The following is a 24,667-nucleotide window of genomic DNA, read 5'->3' as shown; positions in this document are numbered from 1 at the left end:
CAGCGGATCGGGCAAGCGGTCTGCGCGTCGAGTGGGATGGCCGTGGCACGTAGGTGGGTGAGTGCCTCCTGCATCGCGTCGAGGGGGATATCGCACACGGTCGTGCGGCTGGGCTGCCCGGTCAGCGGGTGTTGCTGTGTATCGGTCCTGTGGGAGGGTGGAGCCATGAACCGCTTGGCCGACGCGACATCGCCCTACCTGCGCCAGCACGCCGACAACCCGGTCGACTGGCGGGAATGGAGTGCCGAGGCGCTGGCCGAGGCACGAGCGCGGGATATCCCGATCCTGCTGTCGGTCGGTTACGCCTCCTGTCACTGGTGTCATGTGATGGCGCATGAATCGTTCTCCGATCCGGCGACCGCCGAGCTGATGAACGCGAATTTCGTCTGTGTGAAGGTCGATCGCGAGGAACGTCCGGATATCGACGCGGTGTACATGTCCGCGACCGTCGCGATGACCGGGCAGGGGGGCTGGCCGATGACGTGTTTCCTCACGCCGGCCGGGGAGCCGTTCTACTGCGGCACCTACTATCCGAAGGTGCCGCGCGGCGGTATGCCGTCGTTCACCCAGTTGCTGACCGCGGTCGCCGATACCTGGACCCATCGCCGCGACGAGGTCGACCAGGCCGCCGGGCAGGTGGCGCAGGCGCTGCGGGATCAGGGGGCCGGACTGCCCGCGAGCGAGTTGACCGTCACGCCGGAGCTGCTCGCGCATGCGGTCGCGGCGGTGTTGCGCGATGTCGACGAGCGCTACGCCGGATTCGGCGGAGCGCCGAAGTTCCCGCCCTCGGCGCTGCTGGAGGGGCTGCTGCGCCATTACGAACGCACCGGGGAAGATGCTGCGCGACAGGCGGTTTCGCTGACCTGCGCGGCCATGGCCCGCGGCGGTATCTACGATCAGCTGCGCGGCGGGTTCGCCCGCTACTCGGTCGATGCCGCGTGGGTGGTTCCGCATTTCGAGAAGATGCTCTACGACAATGCGCAACTGCTGCGTGCCTACGCGCATCTGGCGCGGCTGGAGGCGAGCGGTGCTCCGGGTGCGGGTGACCCACTGCCGCAACGGATCACCGAGGAGACCGCGGCCTTCCTGCTCACCGATCTGCTGACCGCCGAGGGCGGGTTCGCCTCGGCCTTCGACGCCGACACCCACCTGGAACCGGGCGCGCCCGGAATCGAAGGCGCCACCTACGTGTGGACGCCGCAGCAGCTCACCGACGCGCTCGGCCCCGAGGACGGCCCTTGGGCCGCGGCGAAATTCGGTGTGACGGCCGAGGGCACGTTCGAACACGGCACGTCCGTGCTCACCCGGTACACCGATCCCGGCACCGGTCGGCGGGAGGACCCCGCCGATGCCCGCCGCTTCGACGACATCCGGCAGCGGCTGCGTGCGGTGCGGGACCGGCGGCCGCAACCCGAGCGCGACGACAAGGTGGTCACCGCCTGGAACGGCATCGCGATCACCGCCCTCGCCGAGGCCGGTGCTGCCCACGACCGGCCGGAATGGGTCGACGCCGCCGCCCGGTGCGCGCGGTACCTGCTGGACCGGCATCTCGTCGACGGCCGGTTGGTGCGTGCCTCACTGGGCGGTGCGACCGGTACCGCGCCCGGTGTGCTCGAGGACTACGCGTGGCTGGCGACCGGACTGCTGGCCCTGCACCAGGCCACCGGCGAACTGTCCTGGCTCGACCGGGCGCAACAGCTGATCGACACCGCCGCAACCCTTTTCGAGGATCCGGCGCAACCCGGCAGTTGGTTCGACACGGCCGCCGATGCCGAGGAACTCGTCGCCCGGCCGCGCGATCCGCTCGACGGGGCGACCCCCGCCGGGGCCTCCACCTTCGCCGAAACCCTGCTCACCGCCTCCGCCTTGAGCGCCCCGGACCGCGCGGCCCGCTACCGCGCCCTGGCCGATGCCACCCTGAACGCCGGCGCCATCGTGCTGGCCCGCGCGCCCCGCTCCGGCGGGCAGTGGCTCAGCGTCGCCGAGGCGGCACTGGCCGGGCCGATTCAGATCGCCATCGCGCAATCGCCCGACACCGCGGCGACGGCCGAATTGCTGCGCACCGCACGCCGTTTCGCCCCCGGGGGTGCGGTGGTCGTTGCGGGGCAATCCGATTCGGTCCCACTGCTCACGGACCGACCCGCCCGGGCCGGCGCCCCCGCGGCCTACGTCTGCCGCGGCACCGTGTGCGACCTACCGGTAACGGAACCGCAAGAGGTGCGCGCCGCGCTCGTAGGGTCCTGACGCCGCGGCGGTAGTGCTGCCGAGAGCCGCGCGTCGGCGACGGGATCGGATGTCGACGGGCCGCAGCCGGCCTCACTCCTCGACCGGAGCGTTCGCCCCCAGCCCCACCGGTTTGCGATCGGTCCAGCACGCCGTCGGTTCGCGCCGGCCGCGCAGCTGGATCTTGTCGTAGAGCACCCAGCGGGACCGTTCGGATTCGGTCGCCGCGTCGATCACGGCCTGGCTGGCCAGGATTCGGCGGGGAACCTCCTTGGCCTCGGTGGTGAGCCGGGAGGCCTCGTTGACGGCGTCGCCGATCACGGTGAATTCCAGCCGGGTGTCGGTCCCCACGTCGCCGGCGAAGACGCTGCCGCGCGCCAGCCCGATGCCGATATCGAATTCACCGCCGAGGGCGACCTCGTCGCGGATACGCCGTGCGGCGCGCAGAGCGGGAGTCGCGTTGTCGCCCAGGGCGATCGGCGCGCCGAAGATGCACAGCGCCGCATCGCCCTCGAATTTGTTGACCAGCCCGCCGTTGTCCTCGGTCGCCGAGACGACCACGGCCAGCAGCCGGTTCAGCTGGTCGACGAACTCGCGCGGCGCCAGTTCGGTCGACATCTCCACCGAGCCGGTCACATCCACGAACAGCGCGGTCACCACCCGCACATCGCCGGTCAGGTCGACGCCACCGGCCAGCGCGCGTTCGGCCACCTCGTTGCCGACGTGGCGGCCGAACACGTCGCGCATGCGTTCGCGTTCGGACAGATTCTCGGCCAGCTCGTTCACCGACAGTTCCAGGCGCCCGATCTCACTGGCGCTGGTGATCGGCACCCGCGCGGAGAGTTCGCCGCGCGCGATCCGGTCCAGCGCGCGCCGCAACGTCCCCAGCGGCGCCGCCACCGAACGGGCCAGCGTGGCGGTGGTCAGCGCCCCGACCAGCAGGCCGACCAGCGACATGTACAGCGCGGTCCGCACCCGATCGGAGGCGTCGGCCACCGGATCGCCGAGGACGGTGATCAACATCAGCAGCGGCATCGCCCCGGCCACCGCCCAGGAGATGACCAGCCGGTTGAGCACCGTGGCACTCCAGTGCGAGGTACCGCCGAGCACCCGCGCGATCACCGGAATCGTCGGCCGGATGAGCCGGTCCACCACCAGGAAGGTGAATCCCGCCGACTCCAGTCCGCCCAGGAAGAACATCGCCCCGATCGCCCACAGTGCCCGGGTGGGCACCACCTGGGCGAACAGCGCCGTGGCGATGGCGACGCCGGGTATCCAGATGGCCAGCGCCCGGACGGTGATGGCGATGGGCAGTTTCAGCAGTCGCTCGGCCTCGGGCCGGGTGGGCCGGCGGGTCTGATCGATCCAGCTGAAGTAGTACACCCGGTCGCGCACCGCCAGCACGATGCCGGCCACTGCGCCGATCACCGGATAGATCGCGGTCTGGGCGACGGCGCTGAGCCAGTCCTCGCCGAGGTTGCCGAGAAATCCGCTCAGCCACAATTCGACGACGATGACCGCGAGGCCGCCCAGGTTGCAGACCATCACCACCGACGAAAGGCCCCAGCGCGCACGCAGGGCCCAGAGCACGAGTCGACTGGTCATAGCCCCTGGCAGTGGTCTGGTTCGGTATTACCGGTTTCGGACGTATAGCACGAACGAGCATAGAACCCGCCCGCACGGCCGCGGCAGGTTACCGGTGATCTTGCCCTACGAGAATACGACCAGCCAGATCGCGATGTAATGGCACAGGGCCGCGAGAACCGTTGCCGCATGGAAGAATTCGTGATGCCCGAAGACCTCCGGCCACGGATTCGGCCATTTCGCGGCGTACAGGATCGCCCCGACGCTGTAGGCGATGCCGCCGATCAGCAGCAGCACCATCGGTGTGACGCCCACGTTGTGGGTCAGCGTCGCCGCGACCGGCACGATGGCCCAGCCCAGCAGCAGATACAGCGGCACCCCGACCCAGCGCGGCGCCGCCGGCCACAGCACTTTCAGCGCCACCCCGGCCACGGCGCCGGCCCAGACGACGCCGAGCAGGGTGATGCCGGTGCGGCCGGGCAGTCCCAGCAGGGCGAACGGTGTGTAGCTGCCCGCGATGAACAGGAAGATCATCGAATGATCGGCGCGCTTCATCCGGATCCGGGTGCGCGGGGACTGCCAGGTCACCCGGTGGTAGATCGCGCTGATGCCGAAGATGCCGCAGACGGTCACGCCGTAAACCAGGGTCGACCAGCCCGCGGTGGCGGACACCGTAGCCGACACCGCGACCAGCACCGTCACGGCGACGGCCGCGACGGCGACCGCGTAGGTATGGATCCAGCCGCGCAATCGCGGCTTGACGGCCAGGGTGCGCAGACCCTCCTTGGCCAGATGCTCGAGCGAGGACACTTCCCCGGGGACCGGATTTGCCGAGCTCACCCGTTCGGTCACTGGTTACCTCCTGAGTAACCTACGGTTGCGTAGGTTAGTTCTCCAGTCACTGTACCGGCAGTAGGCTCCGCGTGCCGGATGCCGCCGCGATAGGGTCGATCGGAACCGGGGAACTGATTCGTGGTGTCCGCTGCCATTCCTGCGCAGCAGAAATTGGCGGAGAACTCGGGCGGCACGCGAGAGGTGGATAAGGTTGGCAGCCGTGAAGCTTGCTAGTCGGGTGCTCAGCGGTAAGGTGCGCAACCTGCCCTATCGCATCTACGAGGCGCAGCTGTCGAAACAGCTGGCAGGCAAACAGCATCCGCGTCACGTCGCGGTGGTCTGTGACGGAAATCGCCGCTGGGCGCGGGAGAACGGCTTCACCGACGTCACCCACGGCCACCGGGTCGGTGCGCTGAAGATCGCCGAACTGGTCGGCTGGTGCCAGGCCGAGGGCATCGAGATGGTGACGGTGTATCTGCTCTCGACCGAGAACCTCAGCCGCTCCGCCGACGAACTGGAAACGCTGTTCGAGGTGATCACCGATGTGGTCGAGGAACTGTCCGCGCCGGAGAACAACTGGGGTGTGCGCATCGTCGGGTCGCTGAAGGGCCTGCCCGAGGACGTCGCGCGCCGCATGCAGAAGGCAGCCGACGAAACGCACGGTCGCGGCGGTGTGCACGTGAACGTGGCCATCGGCTACGGCGGCCGGCAGGAGATCGCCGACGCGGTGCGCTCGCTGGTCCGGCAGGAGATCGCGGCCGGGGAGACCGGTGAGGATCTGGTGCAGTCGATCACGGTCAACGCCATCGGCCAGCACCTCTACACCTCCGGTCAGCCCGATCCGGACCTGGTCATCCGCACCTCGGGCGAGCAGCGGCTCTCGGGCTTCCTGCTGTGGCAGAGCGCCTACTCCGAGATCTGGTTCACCGAGGCCTACTGGCCGGAGTTCCGCCGCGTCGACTTCCTGCGCGCACTGCGCGACTACGCTGCGCGGCATCGTCGTTACGGAGTGTGAGCGGGCGGGCCGCAGATAACGGCCCGGCGCAGGATGTGTTGCATTGCATGATCATCCCCGGATCCGCACCGAGTGCACGCGTAGCGTCGCGAACATGAGCGAGATGCGCGGCGGGCCGGATGGTGCGACACAGGTGGCCGGAGCGCCGGTGCCCTACGTCACCTATGCCGAATTCGGCCGGCGATTCGTGGCCTACGCGGCCTCCGAACAGCGGATCGCCGCTGTCTTCGCCCAATTGGCGGGCAGCGCATTCGATTTCGGCCCGATCGGGGTCGGCCCGGCGCATCTGGCGAAGGCCTCGGCGCGGGCGCGGCTCGGTGAGCCGGTGCTGGAGCGCTTCGTCGGCGAGGTGGTCGCCTTCGAGCTCGTCATCCCGCTCGATATCGATCTGCTGCTGGATCTGGCCGTCGATCGCCATCGCTTCGAGGTCACGGGCTTCGTGCACGTCCACCTGACCGTGCGCACCGCGGCACCGCTGCGGATCGTCGTCGATATCGCCGAGCCGCGCGCCGGCGATGTGCGGATCAATGTGGCCACCGCGACCCGGCGCGGCCAACTGCTGCGGCTGCTGGCCAGCGTGGATCACGAGATCCGCCGGTTCGTCGCCCGCTATGTGGCCGACGAGATTCGCAAACCGTATATCGCGGCCGTCCGCGATATCGATGTCGCCGCACGGCTGGACGCGGCCTGGCCGGCCTGATTCAGAGCTTGCGCAGCCGGATCCGGTTGATGCTGTGGTCGGAATCCTTGCGCAGCACCAGCGTTGCGCGCGGCCGCGTCGGCAGAATGTTCTCCACCAGGTTCGGCCGGTTCGTGGCGTTCCAGATCTCCTGGGCGGCGATGGTCGCCTCGGAATCGCTGAACTTCGCGTAGTGGTGGAAATGCGACTGCGGGTCGGCGAACGCCGTTTTCCGAAGGGAGAGAAAGCGATCGACGTACCACCGCTCGATATTCTCGATGCGCGCATCGACGTAGATCGAGAAGTCGAACAGGTCCGAAACCATCAGCCGCGGCCCGGTCTGCAGGACGTTGAGTCCTTCCATGATGAGGATGTCGGGCTGGCGCACGCAGTGGAATTGGTCCGGCAGGATGTCGTAGGCGATATGCGAATACATCGGTGCGCACACCTCGGGCGCACCGGATTTGACCTCGGTGACGAAGCGCAGCAGCTTGCGCCGGTCGTAGCTTTCCGGAAAACCCTTGCGATGCATGATGCCCCGCCGGGTGAGCTCCGCGGTGGGATAGAGGAATCCGTCGGTGGTCACCAGATCGACGCGCGGATGGTGATCCCAGCGCGCCAGCAGGGCCTGCAAGACGCGGGCAGTGGTCGATTTACCGACCGCCACGCTGCCGGCGATGCCGATGACGAACGGCACCTGATGGTCGGGATGGGTTTCACCGAGGAAGGTCGCGGTGGCGGCGAACAGCCGTTGCCGGGCGGCGACCTGGAGATGGATCAATCGCGCCAGCGGCAGATAGACCTCGGCGACTTCTTCGAGATCGATCTGCTCGCCGAGACCGCGCAGGCCGATCAGTTCTTCCTCGGTGAGAATCAGCGGAGTCGATTTACGCAGGGTGCGCCATTGTTTGCGATCGAATTCGACATACGGACTCGGCTCGCTCATCCGGGCCACCTACGCACACTCCCGGTCCGGAGTCCTCCCGCCGGGCGGACGCGCCACCACCCGTAACGACGTCACCGATGAACCCGTGCCGTGCCCGGCGCGGTGAAATGCGCTCGACAGTCCTCGCATAGGCGAATTCTCCTCGGGGCGGGCACCGCGCCGAACGCGGGGTGTTATTACTCGCCGGTAACCCTGGGTGACATTTCTCTCTCCACCGCCGGGTTTCGGTCGCCGACAGGGCCGGGAGCGGGGGAGCGGCTATCGTCGGATGGCATGGCTGCGCATCCGCTCGTCACCGAATATCTGCGCCTGGGACTGGCATTCGATCGACTGGAACCCGGCTTCGTCGACGCCTACACCGGCGATCCCGCGCTGCGCCGGGCCGTGGAGTCGGCGCCCGCGCCGCAGCCGCGCGAACTGGCCGACCGGGCGGCGGCCCTGCGCAAGGAACTGCCCGAGGCCGGGCTGAGCGAGCAGCGCACCGAATTCCTCGAGGCGCATCTGCGCGCGCTGGAATGCTCGGGACGCAAGTTCGCCGGCGACGACATCTCCTTCATCGAGGAGGTACGGTCCTATTTCGACGTCGATATCGCCCTCGGTGACGTCGAGGACTATCGGGACGCGCACCGGCAACTCGACGAGGTGCTGGCCGGTGACGGCCCGCTGCTGGACCGGATGACTGCGCATCGGCGCGCCGACGAGATTCCGCCGCACCGCCTCACCGAATGTGTGCGGGCATTCTCCGGCGCACTGCGTGAGCTGGTGCGCGAACGCTATCCGCTGCCGGATCACGAGCAGGTGGAATACGAGATCGTCGGTGACAAACCGTGGTCGGGATTCAATTACTACCTCGGCAATTTCCGGTCCCGGGTCGCGATCAATTCCGATCTCAAACAACATATGGCGCAGCTGCCGGCCCTGATCGCGCACGAGGCCTATCCGGGGCACCACACCGAACACTGCCGCAAGGAGGCCGGGCTGGTCGCCGCCGGACAGGACGAACAGACGCTGTTCGTGGTGAACACGCCGCAATGCCTGATGGCCGAGGGGCTGGCGGATCTGGCGCTGAAATCGATCATCGGGCCGGACTGGGGAATCTGGGCGCAGGAGATCTACGCCGACCTCGGCCTGCGATTCGACGGCGAACGCGCACAACGACTCTCGACCGCGTCGGCGAAACTCCTGGCGGTCCGCCAGGATGCGGCGCTGTTGCTGCACGATCGTGGCCGCGGTGCCGACGACGTCGCGGAATTCCTGCAGCGCTGGAGTCTGACCACGCCCGAGCGGGCGCGGCAGTCCCTGCGCTTTCTGTCCTCGCCGCTGTGGCGGGCCTACATCAGCACCTACGTGGAGGGGTATCGCCTGCTGGGCGGGTGGCTGGATCGCGCGGTCGACGCCGACGACCGGGTGGCGCGCTTCGGCCGTCTGCTCGACGAGCCGCTGACGCCGGCGGCTCTGCGCAGGATGTGAGCACGCGCCGGACCGACAGTGATTGCCATCGCACTATTCGGTTCGGGGCTATCGCTCAATTCGCCGGAATTTCGGTTTTCGAGCACCGGCCGGATCCGCGCCCCGACTCGCGAATCCGGCCGACGGTATCGGCGCTACTACGCGCCCCAGCCCGCGCAACCGGCGTTGCCGCCGGAGGAGATGGTGCAGGCCGACTTCAGGATCGCGAAAAGCATGTCCTGAATCGAGTTACCGGTACCCGCGGTGAAAAACAGCATGTGAACCCCTGATGTAATCGAATGAGTCGATGACGCTGTCACAGTCGTCGACAGCGCGGCGAATGTTACGCCTTTTTTACGAAACGGACAGCCCCGGATTATGGGGGTGCAACCGCTGGTGTGCAGCGGCTATTACGTCTCGGCGGGTATCGGAGTCGCCGCGTCCGGTGCCGTTGCGGGCCACGACGGAGCGGCCGGGGGCCACCACATAGACTGTGCGCGTGACCCAGACGACCGCCCCCTCTGTCAACACCCAGTCGCTCGCCGATCTCGATCCCGAGCTCGCCGCCGCGATGGCGGGCGAACTCGCCCGTGAGCGCGACACCCTCGAGATGATCGCCTCCGAGAACTTCGTGCCGCGCGCGGTGCTGCAGGCGCAGGGCAGCGTGCTGACCAACAAATACGCCGAGGGTTACCCCGGTCGCCGCTACTACGGCGGTTGTGAGCACGTCGACGTGGTGGAGAACCTCGCGCGCGAGCGGGTCAAGGAGTTGTTCGGCGCCGAATTCGCCAACGTGCAGCCGCATTCGGGCGCACAGGCCAACGCCGCGGTGCTGATGTCGCTGATGAATCCGGGCGAGAAGCTGCTCGGCCTGGATCTGGCGCACGGTGGTCACCTCACCCACGGCATGCGGCTCAACTTCTCCGGCAAGCTCTACGAGGTGCACGCCTACGGGGTGAGCAAGGAAGATCACCGCGTCGACATGGACGAGCTGCGCAAACAGGCGCGTGAGGTCCGTCCGAAGGTGATCGTGGCCGGCTGGTCTGCCTACCCGCGTCATCTCGACTTCGCGGCGTTCCGCGAGATCGCCGACGAGGTGGGCGCCTACCTCTGGGTCGATATGGCGCATTTCGCCGGTCTGGTCGCCGCCGGTCTGCACCCCTCCCCGGTGCCGCACGCCGATGTGGTGTCCTCGACCGTGCACAAGACCCTGGGTGGTCCGCGTTCGGGTCTGATCCTGGCCAAGCAGGAGTACGCGAAGAAGCTCAACAGCGCCGTGTTCCCGGGCCAGCAGGGCGGTCCGCTCATGCACGTGATCGCCGCGAAGGCCGCCGCCTTCAAGATCGCCGGCACCGAGGAGTTCAAGCAGCGTCAGGAGCGCACCCTGTCGGGCGCCAAGATCCTGGCCGAGCGTCTGACCGCCGCCGATGTCGCCGGTAACGGCGTCACCGTGCTGACCGGCGGCACCGATGTGCACCTGGTGCTGGTGGATCTGCGCAACTCGCAGATGGACGGCCAGCAGGGCGAGGATCTGCTGCACGAGGTCGGAATCACGGTGAACCGCAACGCCGTTCCGTTCGACCCCCGTCCGCCGATGGTCACCTCCGGCCTGCGCATCGGCACTGCCGCACTGGCCACCCGTGGCTTCGGCGACAGCGAATTCGCCGAGGTGTCCGACATCATCGCCACCGCGCTGGCGGGCAACGCCGACCTCGCCGCTCTGCGCGCGCGAGTGTCCAAGCTGGCCCAGGACTTCCCGCTCTACGACGGCCTGGAGGACTGGAAGCTGCTCGGCTGAGCCGTACCGCAGCGCGATCGACCCCGGCAGCCGGACGGGCAGCCGGGGTCGATCTGTGAGTCCCCTTGTCCGCCAGGGCTTCTCGCATCCCGGCGGCGCACGGCGAGCCGTCGCGGCGGGCGCCGGTCGGCCCCGTGGCGCTCAGTCGCGAGTGCTCAGGTATTCGATGTACAAGGGCCGCAGAGCCTCGGCGATCTCGCCCTCACCGGCGTGCACATAGTCGTCGAGCATCGGCAGCACGTACTTGATGTCCGCCTCGCTCTCGCCGATGTTCCCGGTCGCGGCCTCCGCCGCCGGAATCTGCTCCAGCAGCCGCCACAGGAACTTGACGTCGCCGTGCCGGACGGCGTGCTTGACCGCGCGGTCGTGCAGTTCCTTCGACGACAGCTTCTCCAGCTCTGCCACATCGCTCATGTAGCGACTCTAGCGGGTTCGGCCGGGTGGCCGGGCAACTCCGTAGCTGTCCGATAGCTACCGGTCGGCGTTCACTACCTATTCATCGACACGCCTGTCATCTCGGGAGCCGGAATCGCGAAATCGCAGTACCGTCGAAGTGCGAGCCGCGTCGGTGTGGCTCGTCCGGGAGGTCCTGATCGTGGCTGAGCAACTCAGTACGAGGGGGCCGGTACCCGGCCCTCGGGTCGTTTGACCCCAGGGCGGACCGGCCCAGCGAGAACGTCCGTGCGGGTATGGCACGGACAACAAAGGAGCCCACCGTGACTGATGCACGCTCCGTCATCGCTCCCTCGAAAGCCCGCTCCGGCAAGAGCGGAGGCTCCGGAAAGGGAGCCGGCACCTCGCCCCGCAAATCCTTCGTGATCGACACCTCCGTGTTGTTGTCCGACCCCTGGGCCATGACGCGTTTCGGTGAACATCACGTGGTGTTACCGCTGGTGGTCATCAGCGAACTGGAGGCCAAACGGCACCATCACGAACTCGGCTGGTTCGCTCGCGAAGCCCTGCGCAATCTCGACGATCTGCGTTTGGAATTCGGCCGGTTGGACCTGCGGGTCCCGATCGGCATCGAGGGCGGCACGCTGCAGGTGGAGTTGAATCACACCGACCCGGAGGTGCTTCCGGTCGGGTTCCGCACCGACACCAACGATTCCCGCATCCTCGCCTGTGCGCTCAATCTCGCCGCCGAAGGGCAGCGAGTAGTGCTGGTGTCCAAGGACATTCCGCTGCGGGTGAAGGCGGGCGCGGTGGGCCTGCCCGCCGAGGAATACCACGCCCAGGACGTGGTGATCTCCGGCTGGACCGGGATGACCGAGCTCGAGGTCGGCGCGGAGTGCGTCGACCGGCTCTACGCCGATTCGGTCATCGATCTCGACGAGGCCCGGGACCTGCCCTGCCACACCGGGATTCGGCTGCTCGGCACCAACGGCAGCGCCCTGGCGCGGGTGACCGCGGACAAGCGGGTGCAGCTGGTGCGTGGCGACCGGGAGGCCTTCGGGCTGCACGGCCGCTCGGCCGAACAGCGCATCGCGCTCGATCTGCTGCTGGACGAGAGTGTGGGCATCGTCTCGCTGGGCGGTAAGGCCGGCACCGGCAAATCGGCCCTGGCGCTCACCGCGGGCCTGGAAGCGGTGCTGGAGCGGCGTTCTCAGCGCAAGGTGGTGGTCTTCCGTCCGCTGTACGCGGTGGGCGGCCAGGAGCTGGGCTATCTGCCGGGCAGCGAGAGCGAGAAGATGGGCCCGTGGGCCCAGGCGGTCTTCGACACCCTCGACGGACTGGCGAGCCCGGAGGTGATGGAGGAGGTGCTCTCGCGCGGCATGCTGGAGGTTCTGCCGCTCACCCACATTCGGGGCCGGTCGCTGCACGATTCGTTCGTGATCGTGGACGAGGCGCAGTCGCTGGAACGCAATGTGCTGCTCACGGTGCTCAGCCGGCTGGGCAGCGGCTCGCGGGTCGTGCTCACTCACGACGTCGCCCAGCGCGACAACCTGCGGGTGGGCCGCCACGACGGTGTCGCGGCGGTGATCGAAAAGCTCAAGGGCCACCCGCTTTTCGCCCACGTCACGCTGACTCGCAGCGAGCGCTCGCCGATCGCCGCGCTGGTCACCGAGATGCTGGAGGAATACGGGCCCAACGCCTGACGGCGGCCGGTCGAGCGAAATCCGAGGCGGTAGCGGACATGGTCCGCTACCGCCTCGGCGGCAAAAGGTGTGTCCCAGCAAACATTCGGAATATGGTTCAGCTCACACGGTCCCGGGTATATTTCCGCAAGAACCCTGCTCGACGTGGTTGTCGGTGTTTCAGACAGGTTCGCCGGACCATTGCCGAGCGCTGGCCTGTGGGTCGGTGGTATCGCCCGCGCGGCACCGCCTGCCTTCACCTTCCGAGAGGATGAACATGCACCACTTCGCTCGACGTTCCGCCGCTGTCGTTATGGCCTTCGCCGGGACGGCGCTGCTGTTCACCGCCGCCTGCAGCAACGACAACAGCGGCAACAGCAGCTCGGGGACCACCACCCATGCCGGCATGACCGAAACCACCGGCGCGATGGCTACGGGCACCACCACTCCGGGCACGACGACTCCGGGCACCATGGCTTCGGGCACCACGGCTCCGGGTGCCGCGGCCACGGAAACCAAGATCGCGACCCAGAACGGCCAGGAGATCGCGGTCTCCGGTCACATCCTCACCAAGTACACCGGCATGGGCGGTGTGCAGAGCCCCCTCGGCGAGCCCACCGGCGCCTCGGTCCAGGGCCCCAACGGTGGTTCCTGTCAGGAGTTCACCGGCGGTGCGATCTGCTGGAGCGAGCAGACCGACGCCCACGTGGTGTGGGGCGACATCCGCACGGCCTGGGAGGACAACGGCGGCGTGAACGGCAAGCTCGGCTATCCGACCAGCGACGAGAAGGACAATCCGACCGGTAAGGAGAGCGACTTCACCGGCGGCACGATCACCTGGAACTCCGCCGACCGCCAGACCACGGTAACCACCAAGTAGACGACGCGCGTGGCGCGGCAGCGAGACATCCTCACGGTCTCGCTGCCGCGCCGCTGTGTATCCCACGGGGTCAGCGCGTAATTCACCCGCTCGGCCCGAACAGCCGGTACCTTGTCGGGGTGCAAACTCAGTTGACCGATCGCGAGCTGCTGGAATCGCTCGCGCACGCGGTGGAAGACAATCTCCGGCGCCACACCGAGCTGGCGCAGATCTGGCAGCCACACGAGTACGTGCCCTTCAGTGACGGACGCAATTTCGGCTTCCTCGGTGGTGTCGACTGGGATCCGCAACAGGCCACCCTGGGTGAGGTTGCCACGGTTGCGCTCACCGTGAGCGTGCTGATCGCCGACAATTTGCCGTCGTACCATCGCGAGCTCGGCAAGTACTTGCGCACCGGGCCGTGGTGGCGCTGGGTCGGCCGGTGGACGGCCGAGGAGAACCGCCACGAGATCCTCATCCGCAACTATCTGATGGTGACGCGGGCGGTGGATCCGGTCGAACTCGAGCGCGCGCGGATGGAGCACATGACCACCGGCTTCCGCCGGCCGCCGCTGCATCTGCTCGATGTGCTGGCGCTGTGTGCCTTCGAGGAGTCCGCCTCGGCGGTGCGGCATCGCAATATCGCCGCGTTGCAGGAGAATTCGATGGCGACCGCCATCGCGGACCGGATCGCGCTCGACGACGAGTTGCAGTCGGCGTTCTTCGGCAATCTGGTCGCCGCGGCCCTGGAGCTGGTGCCGGATCAAACCATGCGGGCGATCGCCGATCGGATCGCCGACTTCCGGGTTCCCGAACTCACCCTGCCCGACGGCCGCAACAGTACCGACGTGCTGGCCGACGCCGGCATCTACGAACCCGAGCGCGCCGGGAAGCTGGTTTTCGCGCCCCTGCTGGAGCGCTGGAACATCTTCTCGCGCACCGACTTCGGCACCGGCGGCGAGGCGGCACGGGCGGAGATCGCCCACCTGCGCGGCTGATGTCGCGACGGTCGTGGTGTGCCGGTGTGCGCACCACGACCGGGAGCACCGGCCGGTCCACGGTGATCCGCGCCGGGTGCTGCCCCGCTGCGCGTGCTCAGCGGCGGCGGATCAGGTTCCAGATCCCCGCCGCGGTGCCGCGCAGGAAGTTCTCCCAGCTGAAGTGGTCGTGCCACAGGGTGATGCGGCCGTCGACGAGTTCGAATGTGCCGCAGACCCAGAAACCGATTTCCAGCGGGCCCATGCGCAGGTAGTCGGTGCGTTCGGTCAGAACCGTCTCGCCCTCGACCGCGGGCGCGCCGTCGGTTTCCGCCGCGATGTGGTGCATATCGGCGCGGAAACCGAACGCATCGCGACTGAGCCCGCGCAGGACCGCGCCGACTCGATGGATGCCCCGGATGTCGGGCAGCGACGTGTTCTTCCAGACGATGTCGGGATCCAGCAGATCCAGCGCCTCGTTCACCGCGCTCATTTCCATCGCGGCGAAGAACTCGCGCACCGTGGTCACGGCGTTCTGTTGTAGCTCCGGTAATTCGGCCATAGTCCGACTGTAGGCGCGCGGAGGCGCGGACGGGGGATGATCGCGGTCGTTTCGGCTCGTCGCCGGGCGTTCGGCGCGGTTCAGCCGCGTCGCCGGGCGATCAGCGCGGCCACACCGTCGAGGATGCGTTCGATGCCGTAGTTCAGCGCCGCGTTGCGACCGTCCGCGGACGTGTCGGCGAAGGCGGCCACCACCTCGGGATAGCGGTCGGCGTGGGCCGCAAGGACCTCGCCGACCTGCTTGGCCATCTCGCTTTCGGCCTGCTCGGGGCCGGTCGAGGCGGTCTGTTGGACGAGGCTGCGGACATGGCCGTTCAGCAATACCACGGTGTCGAGGCGTTCGGAACCGCGTAATCCGGTGCCGGCCAGCGGGGCGAGCGCTGCTTCCATCCAGCCGAGTTCGTTCGGGCCGAGCGGTCGCGCGCCGGCGGTGAGTTCGATGGTCCACGGATGCGCCCGGTAGCGCTCGTACATCGTGCCTGCCCACTGCCGTAGTGCCTCACGCCACGGTTCGGGATCCGATTCGGCGACCGTGACCTGCGGCGGCTGCCCCATCCCGTAGTCCAGCATCAGGGCGGTGAGCTCGGCTTTTCCCGGCACGTAGCGGTAGAGCGCCATCTTGGCGCAGCCCAGTCGCTCGGCCAGCCGCTGCATCGATACCGCGGCCATCCCCTCGGCATCGGCCAGCGCCACGGCCTCGGTCACGATGCGTTCCAGCGACAGCGACGGCTTGGGGCCGCGCCGGGGGCGCTGCGAAGTACCCCACAGCAGTTCATGGGCAGTCGGTCCGGTCATGACGCCATCCTCTCCGAATTCCGGCTTGACGGGAAACTGCGTCCAACATACGCTAATTAGCGTCCGACAGACACAGTTACTGATCGAGGGGTCATCATGCGGAACACGACAGTTCTCATCTCCGGCGCGAGCATCGCCGGCCCGGCGCTGGCCTACTGGCTGCAGCGCTACGGCTTCGCCGTCACCGTGGTCGAGCGGGCGCCCGAATTGCGGGCCGGTGGTCAGGCCGTCGACTTCAAGGGCGCGACCCACCGCACCGTGCTCGAGCGGATGGGCGTGTGGGAGGAGATCCACCGTCGGCAGACGGGCAAGACCGATATGGTCCTCACCGACGCCGAGGGTCGCGAATTGGCCGTCATGTCAGGCGATTTCACCGGCGGCGATGTGGAGATCCTGCGCGGCGACCTGGCCGAGATCTTCTACGAGCGCACCGCGCGCAGCTGTGAATACGTGTTCGGCGACTCCGTCACCGCGCTGCGGGAGACCGCTGCCGGCGTCGAGGTGGAGTTCGAGAATGCTCCGGCACGGACCTTCGATCTGGTGGTCGGTTGCGACGGTATCCACTCCCGGGTGCGCGCGCTGGCCTTCGGCCCCGAGGCCGACTACGTCAAACACCTGGGCTACTACTACTGCACGGCGGGTGCGGCCGGATGGGGACACGACCCGAACGGGCCGCGGCAGCGCAACCGATCCCTCGCCTACAACGAACCCGGACGGCTCGCGGTCCGCGGCGGCAACAAGGCCGCGCACATGTACATGTTCGCCGCCGAACCGCTCGCCTACGACCGGCACGACGAGGCGGCACAGCGTCGCGTGCTGGCCGAGGCCTTCGCCGGCGCCCGTGGGCCGGTTCCCGCCATGATGGCCGAGCTCTCCGGACTCGACTCCTTCTACCTGGATTCGCTGGGCCAGGTGGGAATGAAGAAGGGCTACACCAAGGGCAGGGTCGCGCTGGTCGGTGACTCCGCCTACGGAAATACCTTGGGCGGCTTCGGAACCGGGCTGGCCGTGGTCGGCGCCTACGTGCTGGCGGGGGAGCTGGCGCTGGCCGACGGCGACCACACGGCAGCCTTCGCCCGCTACGACGAACTGATGAAGCGTTACGCCAAGATCGCGGGCAACAGCAACGCCGGCCGCTTCCTCGCGCCGCGCACCGCCCGCGGTATCCGGATGCGCAACTGGTTCCTCGGCTCGCGGATGTTCGACCTGATGCTGAAATACAGCGACAATGCCGCCAACGACATCGAACTGCGCGACTATCCGGCGTTGGTGGCGGCCTGAGCCGCAAGTCCGGATCCGACCTCTCGGCGCGAGCGCGTCGCGGCGGCCGGATCCGGAGACCGTGCGATCAGTCCTGTTCCTCGACCTTCGCCATCGAGAGCACGTCCAGCCGGCGATCGAGCTCCTCCTCCGACAGCTTCTCGCCGATCAAACCGCGGTCGACGACCGTCTCCCGGATCGTCTTGTTCTCGCGCAGCGCCTGTTTCGCCACGGCGGCCGCTTCCTCGTAGCCGATGGCCGAGTTCAGCGGGGTGACGATGGACGGCGAGGACTCCGCGAGCCGGCGCAGCCGTTCGGTATCGGCGGTGAGGCCGGCGACGCACTTGTCGGCGAAGAGACGAGACACATTGCCCAGCAACCGAATCGACTCCAGCACGTTGCGGGCCATCATCGGGATGTAGACGTTCAGTTCGAAGGCGCCGTTGCCGCCGCCCCACGCCACCGCGGCATCGTTGCCGATCACCTGGGCGGCGACCTGCGTCACGGCCTCCGGCAGAACGGGATTCACCTTGCCGGGCATGATCGAGGAGCCCGGCTGCAGATCCGGCAGCTGGATCTCCGCGAGCCCGGTGAGCGGTCCGGATCCCATCCAGCGAATGTCGTTGGCGATCTTGGTGAGACTGATGGCGATGGTCCGCAGCGAACCGGAGATCTCGACCAGACCGTCGCGGGCGGCCTGGGCCTCGAAGTGGTTGCGGGCCTCGGACAGTTCGTCCAGTCCGGTCGTCTTGCGCAGTTCCGCAACGACTTTCGCGCCGAAGCCGGCGGGCGCGTTGAGTCCGGTGCCGACGGCGGTGCCGCCGATGGGCAGCTCACCGAGACGCGGCAGCGCGGCGACCAGGCGTTCGGTACCGGCTTCGACCTGGCGGGTGTAGCCGCTGAACTCCTGGCCGAGCGTCACCGGGACGGCATCCATCAGGTGGGTGCGGCCGGACTTCACGACCGTCCGCCATTCGGTGGCCTTGTCCAGCAGCCGCAGTCGCAGATGATCCAGCGCCGGCAGCAGTTCCTTCACCACGCCCTCGGTGGCGGCCAGATGCGTCGCGGTGGGAAAGGTGTCGTTGGACGACTGGGACATGTTCACGTCGTCGTTCGGGTGCACGGTGACGCCGCGGGCGGCGGCCAGGCTCGCGATCACCTCGTTGGCGTTCATATTCGAGCTGGTGCCGGAGCCGGTCTGGAAGACGTCGATGGGGAACTGGTCGTCGTGGCGACCCTCGGCGATCTCGTTCGCGGCGGCGATGATCGCCTCGGCCTTCACGCCGTCGAGCAGCCCCAGATCCCGGTTCACCGCCGCACACGCGGCCTTGAGCAGGCCGAGGGCGCGGATCTGAGCGCGTTCGAGGCCGCGGCCGCTGATCGGGAAGTTCTCCACCGCCCGCTGCGTCTGCGCCCGCCACAGCGCGTTCACCGGAACGCGGACCTCGCCCATGGTGTCGTGTTCGATGCGGTACTGCGTCTGGTCGTCGGTCATAACTCGACACTAAGCCGGTTGGCGGAGGGAGTGGGCTGCCACGCCTGAGGCTTTTCGCACAGGAATCGGCGGAATACCGGCGGCCGTCCGTCCGTGCTGTATCAGTGGCATTCGGGCAAAACGGTGTGCTGCCCGGCGCTCCCTCCCCGGAGCGCCTCATCGAGGTCGTTACTTGTCAACGGGTTTCGGCCCGCCTCGATTGTGGAGCGACGGAGGGAGGGAGCGCAGCGACTGACCGGAGGAGTGAAAAATCGAGGCGGGCCGAAACCCCGCCGGAGCGAAGCGGAGGCAGAAATTACGGCAGCGGCGGGATCGCGTCCTCGTCGCCGACGAAGTCGACCGAGGCGTACTCGTGCAGCTTGGTGAGGCGGTGGTAGGCGTCGATGATGCGTACGGTGCCGGACTTGGAGCGCATCACGATCGACTGGGTGGAGGCGCCGCCGCTGTAGTAGCGCACACCGCGCAGCAGGTCGCCGTCGGTGACGCCGGTGGCGGAGAAGAAGACGTTCTCGCCCGAGACCAGGTCCTCGGTGGTCAGGATGCGGTCGAGGTCGTGGCCGGCGTCGAGCGCCTTCTGCTTCTCGGCGTCGTCGGTGGGGGCGAGCTTGCCCTGCAGCGCACCGCCCATACAGCGCAGTGCGGCCGCGGCGATGATGCCCTCGGGGGTGCCGCCGATGCCGACCAGCATGTCGGTGCCCGATTCGGGACGGGCGCAGGCGATGGCGCCGGCGACGTCGCCGTCGGAGATCAGGCGGATGCGCGCACCCGCGTCGCGAACCTCCTGGATGTGGCGGGCGTGGCGGGGCCGGTCCAGCACACAGACGGTGAGGTCGGAGACCGCCGAATTCTTGGCCTTGGCCACCCGGCGCAGGTTCTCCGCGATCGGGGCGGAGAGATCGATGACGTCGGCCGCTTCCGGGCCGACCGCGATCTTCTCCATGTAGAACACCGCCGACGGATCGAACATGGCGCCGCGTTCGGCAACGGCCAGCACCGAGATGGCGCCCGGCGAACCCTTGGACATCAGCGTGGTGCCGTCGATCGGGTCGACCGCGAAGTCGACCTCGGGGCCGGTCCCGTCGCCCACGGCCTCGCCGTTGTAGAGCATCGGGGCCTCGTCCTTCTCGCCCTCGCCGATCACCACGGTGCCCCGCATGGAGACGGTGGCCACCAGTTGCCGCATGGCGTCGACGGCCGCGCCGTCGCCGCCCTCCTTGTCACCGCGACCGACCCAGCGGCCCGCGGCCATCGCACCGGCCTCGGTCACCCGGACCAACTCCAATGCGAGGTTGCGGTCCGGGGCCTCGCGGCGGCGACTGGTTGCGGGTGTGGGTGCCGTCATGACGGTGCCTCCTCGAGTTGTGTATTGCTGGTTGAATTGTCGCAGAACGGTCGGATCCGCCATTCAGGTACTGCTGTTCCACTTCGGGGGAGGAGCGTCCGCCCCGGTGAGGGCGGCTGTGATGTCGGCCTCGTGGCCGGAGGGCGAGGCTCGGCGGCTTCGGCGGCGCGTGGATACTTGGGGCGTGTCGCAGAAACCACGCATCCTCAACGACTACCGGGATCTGATCTGGTCGCTGATCCCGCTGGTACTGATCTGCGTGGTGCTGGCCGCGGTGGCCAGTCAGTGCAGCTTCTCCGCGCACGGGCCCACGCCCGGTCAGGTGCCCAACTTCGACGTCCAGTCGGCATTGCACGACGACGCCAAGGCGCTGCCCTTCCCGATTCGCGACCCCGCGGTCCCGGCGGACTGGAAGGCCAATTCCGGCAGCCGCGACACCGTCACCGGGGCCGGCGGCGGCACCGTCAGCACGGTCGGCTTCATCACCTCCAACGGCACCTACCTGCAGCTGAGCCAGAGCAATGCGAGCGAGACCGCGCTGGCCGCCCACGTCGCCGACACCCGCAGCCCCTCGGGGTCCCGGATGGTGGGCAATCAGAAGTGGACCGTGTATCACGTGCAGGGCAGCGAGGCGGCCTGGATCTCCGACTTCGGACAGAGCCGGGTGCTGCTCAAGGGCGCCGCGAACGAGGCGGCCTATCTGACGCTCGCGCAGGCCGTCGACGCGGCGGCCCCGCTGCAGCCCTGAGTGCCGCCGCGGTTCAGCGGTGGCTCACGACGTTGACCACCGTGCCGTCCGGATCACGGACGAAGAAGCGGCGCACTCCCCACGGCTCGTCTCGCAGCGCGTAGACCACTTCGGCTCCGGCGGCGACCATCGTCTCGTGCGCGGCGTCCACGTCGGCGACCTCGACGCTGATATCCGGCTGCGGCTCAACGGCATTCGCGCCGATCAGCAGGATCTGCGCGGTCGGATTGGTCGGTGAGGCCAGCCCGACCGCCCAGCCGAGATCCATCACCTCGTCGAGCCCCAGCGCCCGGTAGAAGGCGCGGGCCCGCTCCATATCGGCGACCCGCAGATCCGGGACGACACGACGGATGTTCATGCTCAGTCCTGGTCCGTGCTCAGTCCTGGTCCGTGCCGCGCCGCGACAGGGCGTCCTCCACCCGGCGGCGGGCTCCGGCGAGATGCTCCTCGCAGCGGTTGGCCAGCGCCTCGCCGCGTTCCCACAACGCCAGCGAATCGTCGAGGTCCATTCCGCCCTGTTCGAGCATCTTCACGACGTTGACCAGCTCGTCGCGGGCGCGTTCGTAGCCGAAGGTCGCGATTTCGTCGACTTCGCTCTCGGTCATGACGACTCCTCCTGATCGGATGTCGGTGCCGGCCGGTCCGTAACCCGCTGGGCCGGTAGGGGATTGGCGAGGGCCTGACTGCCCAGGGCCGCGGCGCTGATCGCGCCGTCGGCGACCCGGATCCGCAACTGCGTGCCCGGCGGGGAGTCGGCGACGGTTCGCACGACATGGCGTTCGGCACCGGTAACCCGTTGGACGACAGCGTAACCGCGCGCCATTGTGGCGGCCGGTCCCACCGCGGTGAGCTTGTCGCGCAGATGCCGCGTGGTGGTGGCCTGGGTGGTGAGGCAGTGCTCGACCGCGCGGTGGGCCGCGGTGCGCAGCCGCTCGACCTCGTCGTGGCGCTGGTCGAGGATCCGCAGCGGATCGGCCAGCACCGGGCGCGACCGCAGCTGCTGCAGCGCGCGCGCCTCGCGATCGACCCAGCCGCGCAAGGCAGCGGCCGAGCGGGCGCGCAGGTCCCGGACGCCCGCGAGTTCGGCCGCGGCGTCGGGGACCAGGCGTTTGGCCGCATCGGTCGGGGTGGCCGCGCGCAGATCGGCGACGTAGTCGGAGAGCGGATTGTCCGGCTCGTGCCCGATCGCACTGACGATCGGGGTGGTCGCGGAAACGATGGCACGGCACAGGGTTTCGTCGGAGAACGGCAGCAGATCCTCGACACTGCCACCGCCGCGCGCCAAGACGATCACTTCGACCTCCGGGTGATCGTTCAGCTCGGCCAGCGCGTCGAGTATCTGCGGCACCGCGGTGGGGCCCTGTACGGCGGTGTTGCGGATCTCGAAACGCACGGCGGGCCAGCGCTGCTGGGCCACGGTCACCACATCGTGTTCGGCGGCACTGGCGCGACCGGTGATCAGGCCGATCACCCTGGGCAGGAACGGCATCGGCCGCTTCAGCCGCGGATCGAACAAACCCTCGGCCGCCAGCAGCGCCTTCAGCCGCTCGATGCGAGCCAGCAGTTCGCCGATGCCGACGGGGCGAATCTCGGTCACGCGCAAGGAGATCGTGCCCCGGCCGGTGAAGTAGGACAGTTTGCCGTAGACCACCACCCGGCTGCCCTCCTGCAGCGGGACGGCCGAGGCGCGCAGCAGTTGCGGATCGCAGGTGATCGACAGCGACATGTCGGCGGCGGTATCGCGCAGCACCAGGAATGCGGTGCGGGTGCCGGGACGCAGATTGATCTGCGTGATCTGTCCCTCCACCCAGACGCTGCCGAGCCGGTCGATCCACTGCGCGACCTTCATCGCGATGGTGCGCACCGGCCACGGCTGTTCGGCCGAGTTGGCGGGGCGGGCAGCAGAACGCGCCGGTTCCCCGGAGGCTCGGGCCCCGGCGGCCGGCGCGTCGGCGTGTGAGTCGGTCACTTGGCCTGCACGGTGGCGATCCGATTCGTCAGCATGGTCACGAACGGCGCCCGGTCGAGGGTCTGCTGCTCGTAGGCCAGCAGTTCGGCCAGCTCCTCGACGCTGAGCATGCGCAGCCGGGCCCGCAGCTGAGCCAGCGTCATGTTCGGGTAGTCGTACCGGCCGACCACCTCGGGCTCGACCACCCCGCGCGGTTCCGCCGGCGCGGGCGCCGCGGTACCGGGATTGCTCGTACCGGGGTTGTCCGTGTCCTCGCCGGTCGTTTCGGTGGAGTTCGTCCCCGGTTCGACGGCATCGGCGGCGGTGGTCTCCGCCGTGTCCGTTTCGGCGGTGGTCGCTTCCGTAGTGTCCGATTCCGCAGTGTGAGATGCGGCATACCCGTTTGTCGTCGAGGGGGTGATCGACGTCGTCGGTTCCGGGACGCCCGCGGCCGGGTCGGATTCGGCGAACAGATCGAAGCGGCTGAGCCGCGCGGCGAAATCGCTGTCGCTCCGCGCCCCGAAATCGCCGCTGCCGAACGGTTGCTCGTCGTCGAGATCCTCATCGAAGGTGGCCCATTCCGGCTGCTCCACCGGGCGATTGGCCAGCCGGTCGAAGACCTCGTCACCCTTGAGTGCGAGACTGGTCACGAACTGCTGCAGATGCATCGAGGTCTGCAGCAACTGGCTGATCGCGGTGATCGGCAGATGGATTGCCACAGAGGGTAACCGGCGAGTTTCCTCGAGGGCGTAGACGGCGGCCCCAGCGGCGACCCGGGCCAGGTAGGGAGGTCGGAACATGTCCCTAGCCTGCCCGAAACGGCCGATGATGCAAAGAACAGAGTTCACGTGTTCCATTGTCGCGCGTCCCGTCACACCGACGCACCCGCTGTCCGCGGGCGGGACTGTCCCCGTCGGCCGGCGCACGTAAGCTGTGGACATGTCCTCGGCTATCCCCCTGAATGTCGGAATCGCCCGGTCGGCCGATGCGGCCGGCGCCGGCGCGGGCAAGCGGGTGCTGCTCGCCGAACCACGCGGCTACTGCGCGGGTGTGGACCGGGCGGTGGAAACCGTGGAGCGCACCCTCGAGAAGCACGGTGCGCCGATCTACGTGCGCAAGGAGATCGTGCACAACCGCCACGTGGTGGAGACCCTGCGCGAGCGCGGCGTGGTCTTCGTCGACGAGACCGACGAGGTGCCCGAGGGCTCGGTGGTGGTTTTCTCGGCGCACGGCGTGTCGCCGGCGGTGCACGAGTCCGCGGCCGCCCGCAATCTGCACACCATCGACGCCACCTGCCCGCTGGTGACGAAGGTGCACCAGGAGGCCAAGCGCTTCGCCCGCGACGACTTCGACATCCTGCTCATCGGCCACGAGGGCCACGAGGAGGTCGAGGGCACCGCCGGTGAGGCGCCCGACCACGTTCAGCTGGTCGACGGCCCCGACGCGGTCGACGGCGTCGAGGTGCGCGACGAGAACAAGGTGATCTGGCTGTCGCAGACCACGCTCTCGGTGGACGAGACCATGGAGACGGTGCAGCGGCTGCGGAAGCGCTTCCCGAATCTGCAGGACCCGCCCAGCGACGACATCTGCTACGCCACCCAGAACCGTCAGGTCGCGGTGAAGGCGATGGCGCCCGAATGCGATCTGGTGATCGTCGTGGGTTCCCGTAACTCCTCCAACTCCAAGCGGCTGGTGGAGGTCGCCCTGAACGCGGGCGCCCGCGCGTCCTACCTGGTCGACTTCGCCCGGGAGGTCGACCCGGCCTGGTTCGAGGGCGTGACCACCGTCGGCGTCACCTCCGGTGCCTCGGTCCCCGAGATCCTGGTGCGCGGCGTACTCGACCTTCTCGCCGAACACGGCTACGGCGAGGTCCAGCCCGTCACCACCGCGAACGAGACCCTGGTCTTCGCCCTCCCGCGCGAACTGCGCACCACCGGCCGCCGCTGAGAGTCCGCGTTTCCGCGCGGTAGCGGGAACGCTTGGGGGACAACGGTAACGGCTCGCCGACGCGAGACGATGAGTGGGCGTGGGGATTTCGGGGATGACCTTCGCGGGCGCGGCCCTAACGGTTCGGCGCCC

23 protein-coding genes are annotated in these 24,667 nt (G+C 68.4%); 11 read left to right on the top strand and 12 right to left on the bottom strand.

The features are described from left to right. The first annotated feature begins 165 nt into the window (after nucleotides 1–165). Complete coding sequence (locus NA3_RS17335) at nucleotides 166–2,244, top strand: thioredoxin domain-containing protein (RefSeq protein WP_062964695.1); 2,079 nt, start codon at nucleotides 166–168, stop codon at nucleotides 2,242–2,244. 72 nt (nucleotides 2,245–2,316) lie between these two features. Here NA3_RS17335 and NA3_RS17330 read toward each other — a convergent pair whose 3' ends face one another. Then, entirely contained in the window at nucleotides 2,317–3,828 is a 1,512-nt protein-coding gene (locus NA3_RS17330) for an adenylate/guanylate cyclase domain-containing protein (RefSeq protein ID WP_062964694.1), read from the bottom strand. Nucleotides 3,829–3,933: 105 nt separating this feature from the next. Continuing rightward, complete coding sequence (trhA, locus tag NA3_RS17325) at nucleotides 3,934–4,599, bottom strand: PAQR family membrane homeostasis protein TrhA (RefSeq protein ID WP_062964953.1); 666 nt, start codon at nucleotides 4,597–4,599, stop codon at nucleotides 3,934–3,936. A 262-nt stretch (nucleotides 4,600–4,861) separates the two neighbouring features. Here trhA and NA3_RS17320 point away from each other — a divergent pair, with 262 nt between their 5' ends. Beyond that, the gene (locus NA3_RS17320; protein WP_062964693.1) at nucleotides 4,862–5,656 is read left to right on the top strand and encodes an isoprenyl transferase; all 795 of its coding nucleotides are present in this window, start codon (nucleotides 4,862–4,864) and stop codon (nucleotides 5,654–5,656) included. Nucleotides 5,657–5,750: 94 nt separating this feature from the next. Beyond that, nucleotides 5,751–6,356: a hypothetical protein gene (locus tag NA3_RS17315; RefSeq protein ID WP_062964692.1), complete on the top strand. Its 606-nt coding sequence runs from the start codon at nucleotides 5,751–5,753 to the stop codon at nucleotides 6,354–6,356. A 1-nt stretch (nucleotide 6,357) separates the two neighbouring features. Here NA3_RS17315 and coaA read toward each other — a convergent pair whose 3' ends face one another. Further along, the gene (gene coaA / locus NA3_RS17310) at nucleotides 6,358–7,290 is read right to left on the bottom strand and encodes a type I pantothenate kinase (protein WP_062964691.1); all 933 of its coding nucleotides are present in this window, start codon (nucleotides 7,288–7,290) and stop codon (nucleotides 6,358–6,360) included. Between the two features lie 264 nt (nucleotides 7,291–7,554). Between coaA and NA3_RS17305 the strand changes: the two genes are divergently transcribed. Both NA3_RS17305 and glyA read left to right on the top strand, forming a co-directional pair. After that, nucleotides 7,555–8,751 (top strand): hypothetical protein, encoded by a 1,197-nt coding sequence (locus tag NA3_RS17305; protein WP_062964690.1) that lies wholly within the window; start codon nucleotides 7,555–7,557, stop codon nucleotides 8,749–8,751. 478 nt (nucleotides 8,752–9,229) lie between these two features. Beyond that, on the top strand, nucleotides 9,230–10,528 hold the full coding sequence (gene glyA, locus NA3_RS17300) for a serine hydroxymethyltransferase (protein ID WP_062964952.1): 1,299 nt from the start codon (nucleotides 9,230–9,232) through the stop codon (nucleotides 10,526–10,528). A gap of 141 nt (nucleotides 10,529–10,669) precedes the next feature. Here glyA and NA3_RS17295 read toward each other — a convergent pair whose 3' ends face one another. Beyond that, nucleotides 10,670–10,942 carry a hypothetical protein gene (locus NA3_RS17295; RefSeq protein WP_062964689.1) on the bottom strand — a complete coding sequence of 91 codons (273 nt, stop codon included), beginning with the start codon at nucleotides 10,940–10,942 and terminating at the stop codon, nucleotides 10,670–10,672. A gap of 302 nt (nucleotides 10,943–11,244) precedes the next feature. On the opposite strand from NA3_RS17295, the gene phoH2 reads away from it, so the two are divergent. The 3 genes from phoH2 (at nucleotide 11,245) to NA3_RS17280 (ending at nucleotide 14,460) form a co-directional block, all read left to right on the top strand. After that, nucleotides 11,245–12,624, top strand: coding sequence for an RNA 5'-3' helicase PhoH2 (gene phoH2, locus NA3_RS17290; RefSeq protein WP_084491638.1), 1,380 nt, complete (start codon nucleotides 11,245–11,247; stop codon nucleotides 12,622–12,624). Between the two features lie 256 nt (nucleotides 12,625–12,880). After that, nucleotides 12,881–13,483 carry an LGFP repeat-containing protein gene (locus NA3_RS17285; RefSeq protein WP_063917576.1) on the top strand — a complete coding sequence of 201 codons (603 nt, stop codon included), beginning with the start codon at nucleotides 12,881–12,883 and terminating at the stop codon, nucleotides 13,481–13,483. A 119-nt stretch (nucleotides 13,484–13,602) separates the two neighbouring features. Then, nucleotides 13,603–14,460, top strand: a complete 858-nt coding sequence (locus NA3_RS17280; protein ID WP_062964686.1) for an acyl-ACP desaturase — start codon at nucleotides 13,603–13,605, stop codon at nucleotides 14,458–14,460. 97 nt (nucleotides 14,461–14,557) lie between these two features. Here the strand turns inward: NA3_RS17280 and NA3_RS17275 are convergent, their stop codons facing one another. Both NA3_RS17275 and NA3_RS17270 read right to left on the bottom strand, forming a co-directional pair. Beyond that, the gene (locus NA3_RS17275) at nucleotides 14,558–15,001 is read right to left on the bottom strand and encodes a limonene-1,2-epoxide hydrolase family protein (protein WP_062964685.1); all 444 of its coding nucleotides are present in this window, start codon (nucleotides 14,999–15,001) and stop codon (nucleotides 14,558–14,560) included. A gap of 80 nt (nucleotides 15,002–15,081) precedes the next feature. Further along, on the bottom strand, nucleotides 15,082–15,795 hold the full coding sequence (locus NA3_RS17270; RefSeq protein WP_062964684.1) for a TetR/AcrR family transcriptional regulator: 714 nt from the start codon (nucleotides 15,793–15,795) through the stop codon (nucleotides 15,082–15,084). Nucleotides 15,796–15,891: 96 nt separating this feature from the next. Here NA3_RS17270 and NA3_RS17265 point away from each other — a divergent pair, with 96 nt between their 5' ends. Further along, a complete protein-coding gene (locus tag NA3_RS17265; protein ID WP_062964683.1) occupies nucleotides 15,892–17,076 on the top strand; it encodes an FAD-dependent monooxygenase in 1,185 nt (394 codons plus the stop codon). Nucleotides 17,077–17,143: 67 nt separating this feature from the next. Here NA3_RS17265 and NA3_RS17260 read toward each other — a convergent pair whose 3' ends face one another. Both NA3_RS17260 and glpX read right to left on the bottom strand, forming a co-directional pair. Then, on the bottom strand, nucleotides 17,144–18,550 hold the full coding sequence (locus tag NA3_RS17260; RefSeq protein ID WP_062964682.1) for a class II fumarate hydratase: 1,407 nt from the start codon (nucleotides 18,548–18,550) through the stop codon (nucleotides 17,144–17,146). Nucleotides 18,551–18,845: 295 nt separating this feature from the next. Further along, nucleotides 18,846–19,892 carry a class II fructose-bisphosphatase gene (gene glpX / locus NA3_RS17255; protein WP_062964951.1) on the bottom strand — a complete coding sequence of 349 codons (1,047 nt, stop codon included), beginning with the start codon at nucleotides 19,890–19,892 and terminating at the stop codon, nucleotides 18,846–18,848. Between the two features lie 184 nt (nucleotides 19,893–20,076). Between glpX and NA3_RS17250 the strand changes: the two genes are divergently transcribed. After that, a complete protein-coding gene (locus NA3_RS17250; protein ID WP_062964681.1) occupies nucleotides 20,077–20,640 on the top strand; it encodes a DUF4245 domain-containing protein in 564 nt (187 codons plus the stop codon). A 13-nt stretch (nucleotides 20,641–20,653) separates the two neighbouring features. On the opposite strand, the gene NA3_RS17245 is transcribed toward NA3_RS17250, so the two are convergent. The 4 genes from NA3_RS17245 to NA3_RS17230 all read right to left on the bottom strand — a co-directional run bounded on the left by NA3_RS17245 (nucleotide 20,654) and on the right by NA3_RS17230 (nucleotide 23,388). Next, on the bottom strand, nucleotides 20,654–20,998 hold the full coding sequence (locus tag NA3_RS17245; protein WP_062964680.1) for a VOC family protein: 345 nt from the start codon (nucleotides 20,996–20,998) through the stop codon (nucleotides 20,654–20,656). A 19-nt stretch (nucleotides 20,999–21,017) separates the two neighbouring features. Then, nucleotides 21,018–21,245: an exodeoxyribonuclease VII small subunit gene (locus tag NA3_RS17240; RefSeq protein WP_062964679.1), complete on the bottom strand. Its 228-nt coding sequence runs from the start codon at nucleotides 21,243–21,245 to the stop codon at nucleotides 21,018–21,020. Continuing rightward, nucleotides 21,242–22,489: an exodeoxyribonuclease VII large subunit gene (xseA, locus tag NA3_RS17235; RefSeq protein WP_218021849.1), complete on the bottom strand. Its 1,248-nt coding sequence runs from the start codon at nucleotides 22,487–22,489 to the stop codon at nucleotides 21,242–21,244. The genes NA3_RS17240 and xseA overlap by 4 nt, the downstream gene beginning before the upstream one ends. A 116-nt stretch (nucleotides 22,490–22,605) precedes the next feature. Then, on the bottom strand, nucleotides 22,606–23,388 hold the full coding sequence (locus NA3_RS17230) for a lipid droplet-associated protein (protein ID WP_062964678.1): 783 nt from the start codon (nucleotides 23,386–23,388) through the stop codon (nucleotides 22,606–22,608). 139 nt (nucleotides 23,389–23,527) lie between these two features. Between NA3_RS17230 and NA3_RS17225 the strand changes: the two genes are divergently transcribed. Beyond that, nucleotides 23,528–24,535 carry a 4-hydroxy-3-methylbut-2-enyl diphosphate reductase gene (locus NA3_RS17225; protein WP_062964677.1) on the top strand — a complete coding sequence of 336 codons (1,008 nt, stop codon included), beginning with the start codon at nucleotides 23,528–23,530 and terminating at the stop codon, nucleotides 24,533–24,535. Nucleotides 24,536–24,667 lie beyond the last annotated feature (132 nt).

This window comes from Nocardia africana NBRC 100379, assembly GCF_001612635.1.
Classification (GTDB): Bacteria; Actinomycetota; Actinomycetes; order Mycobacteriales; family Mycobacteriaceae; genus Nocardia; species Nocardia africana.
This window is presented reverse-complemented; position numbering and strand designations above follow the sequence as displayed.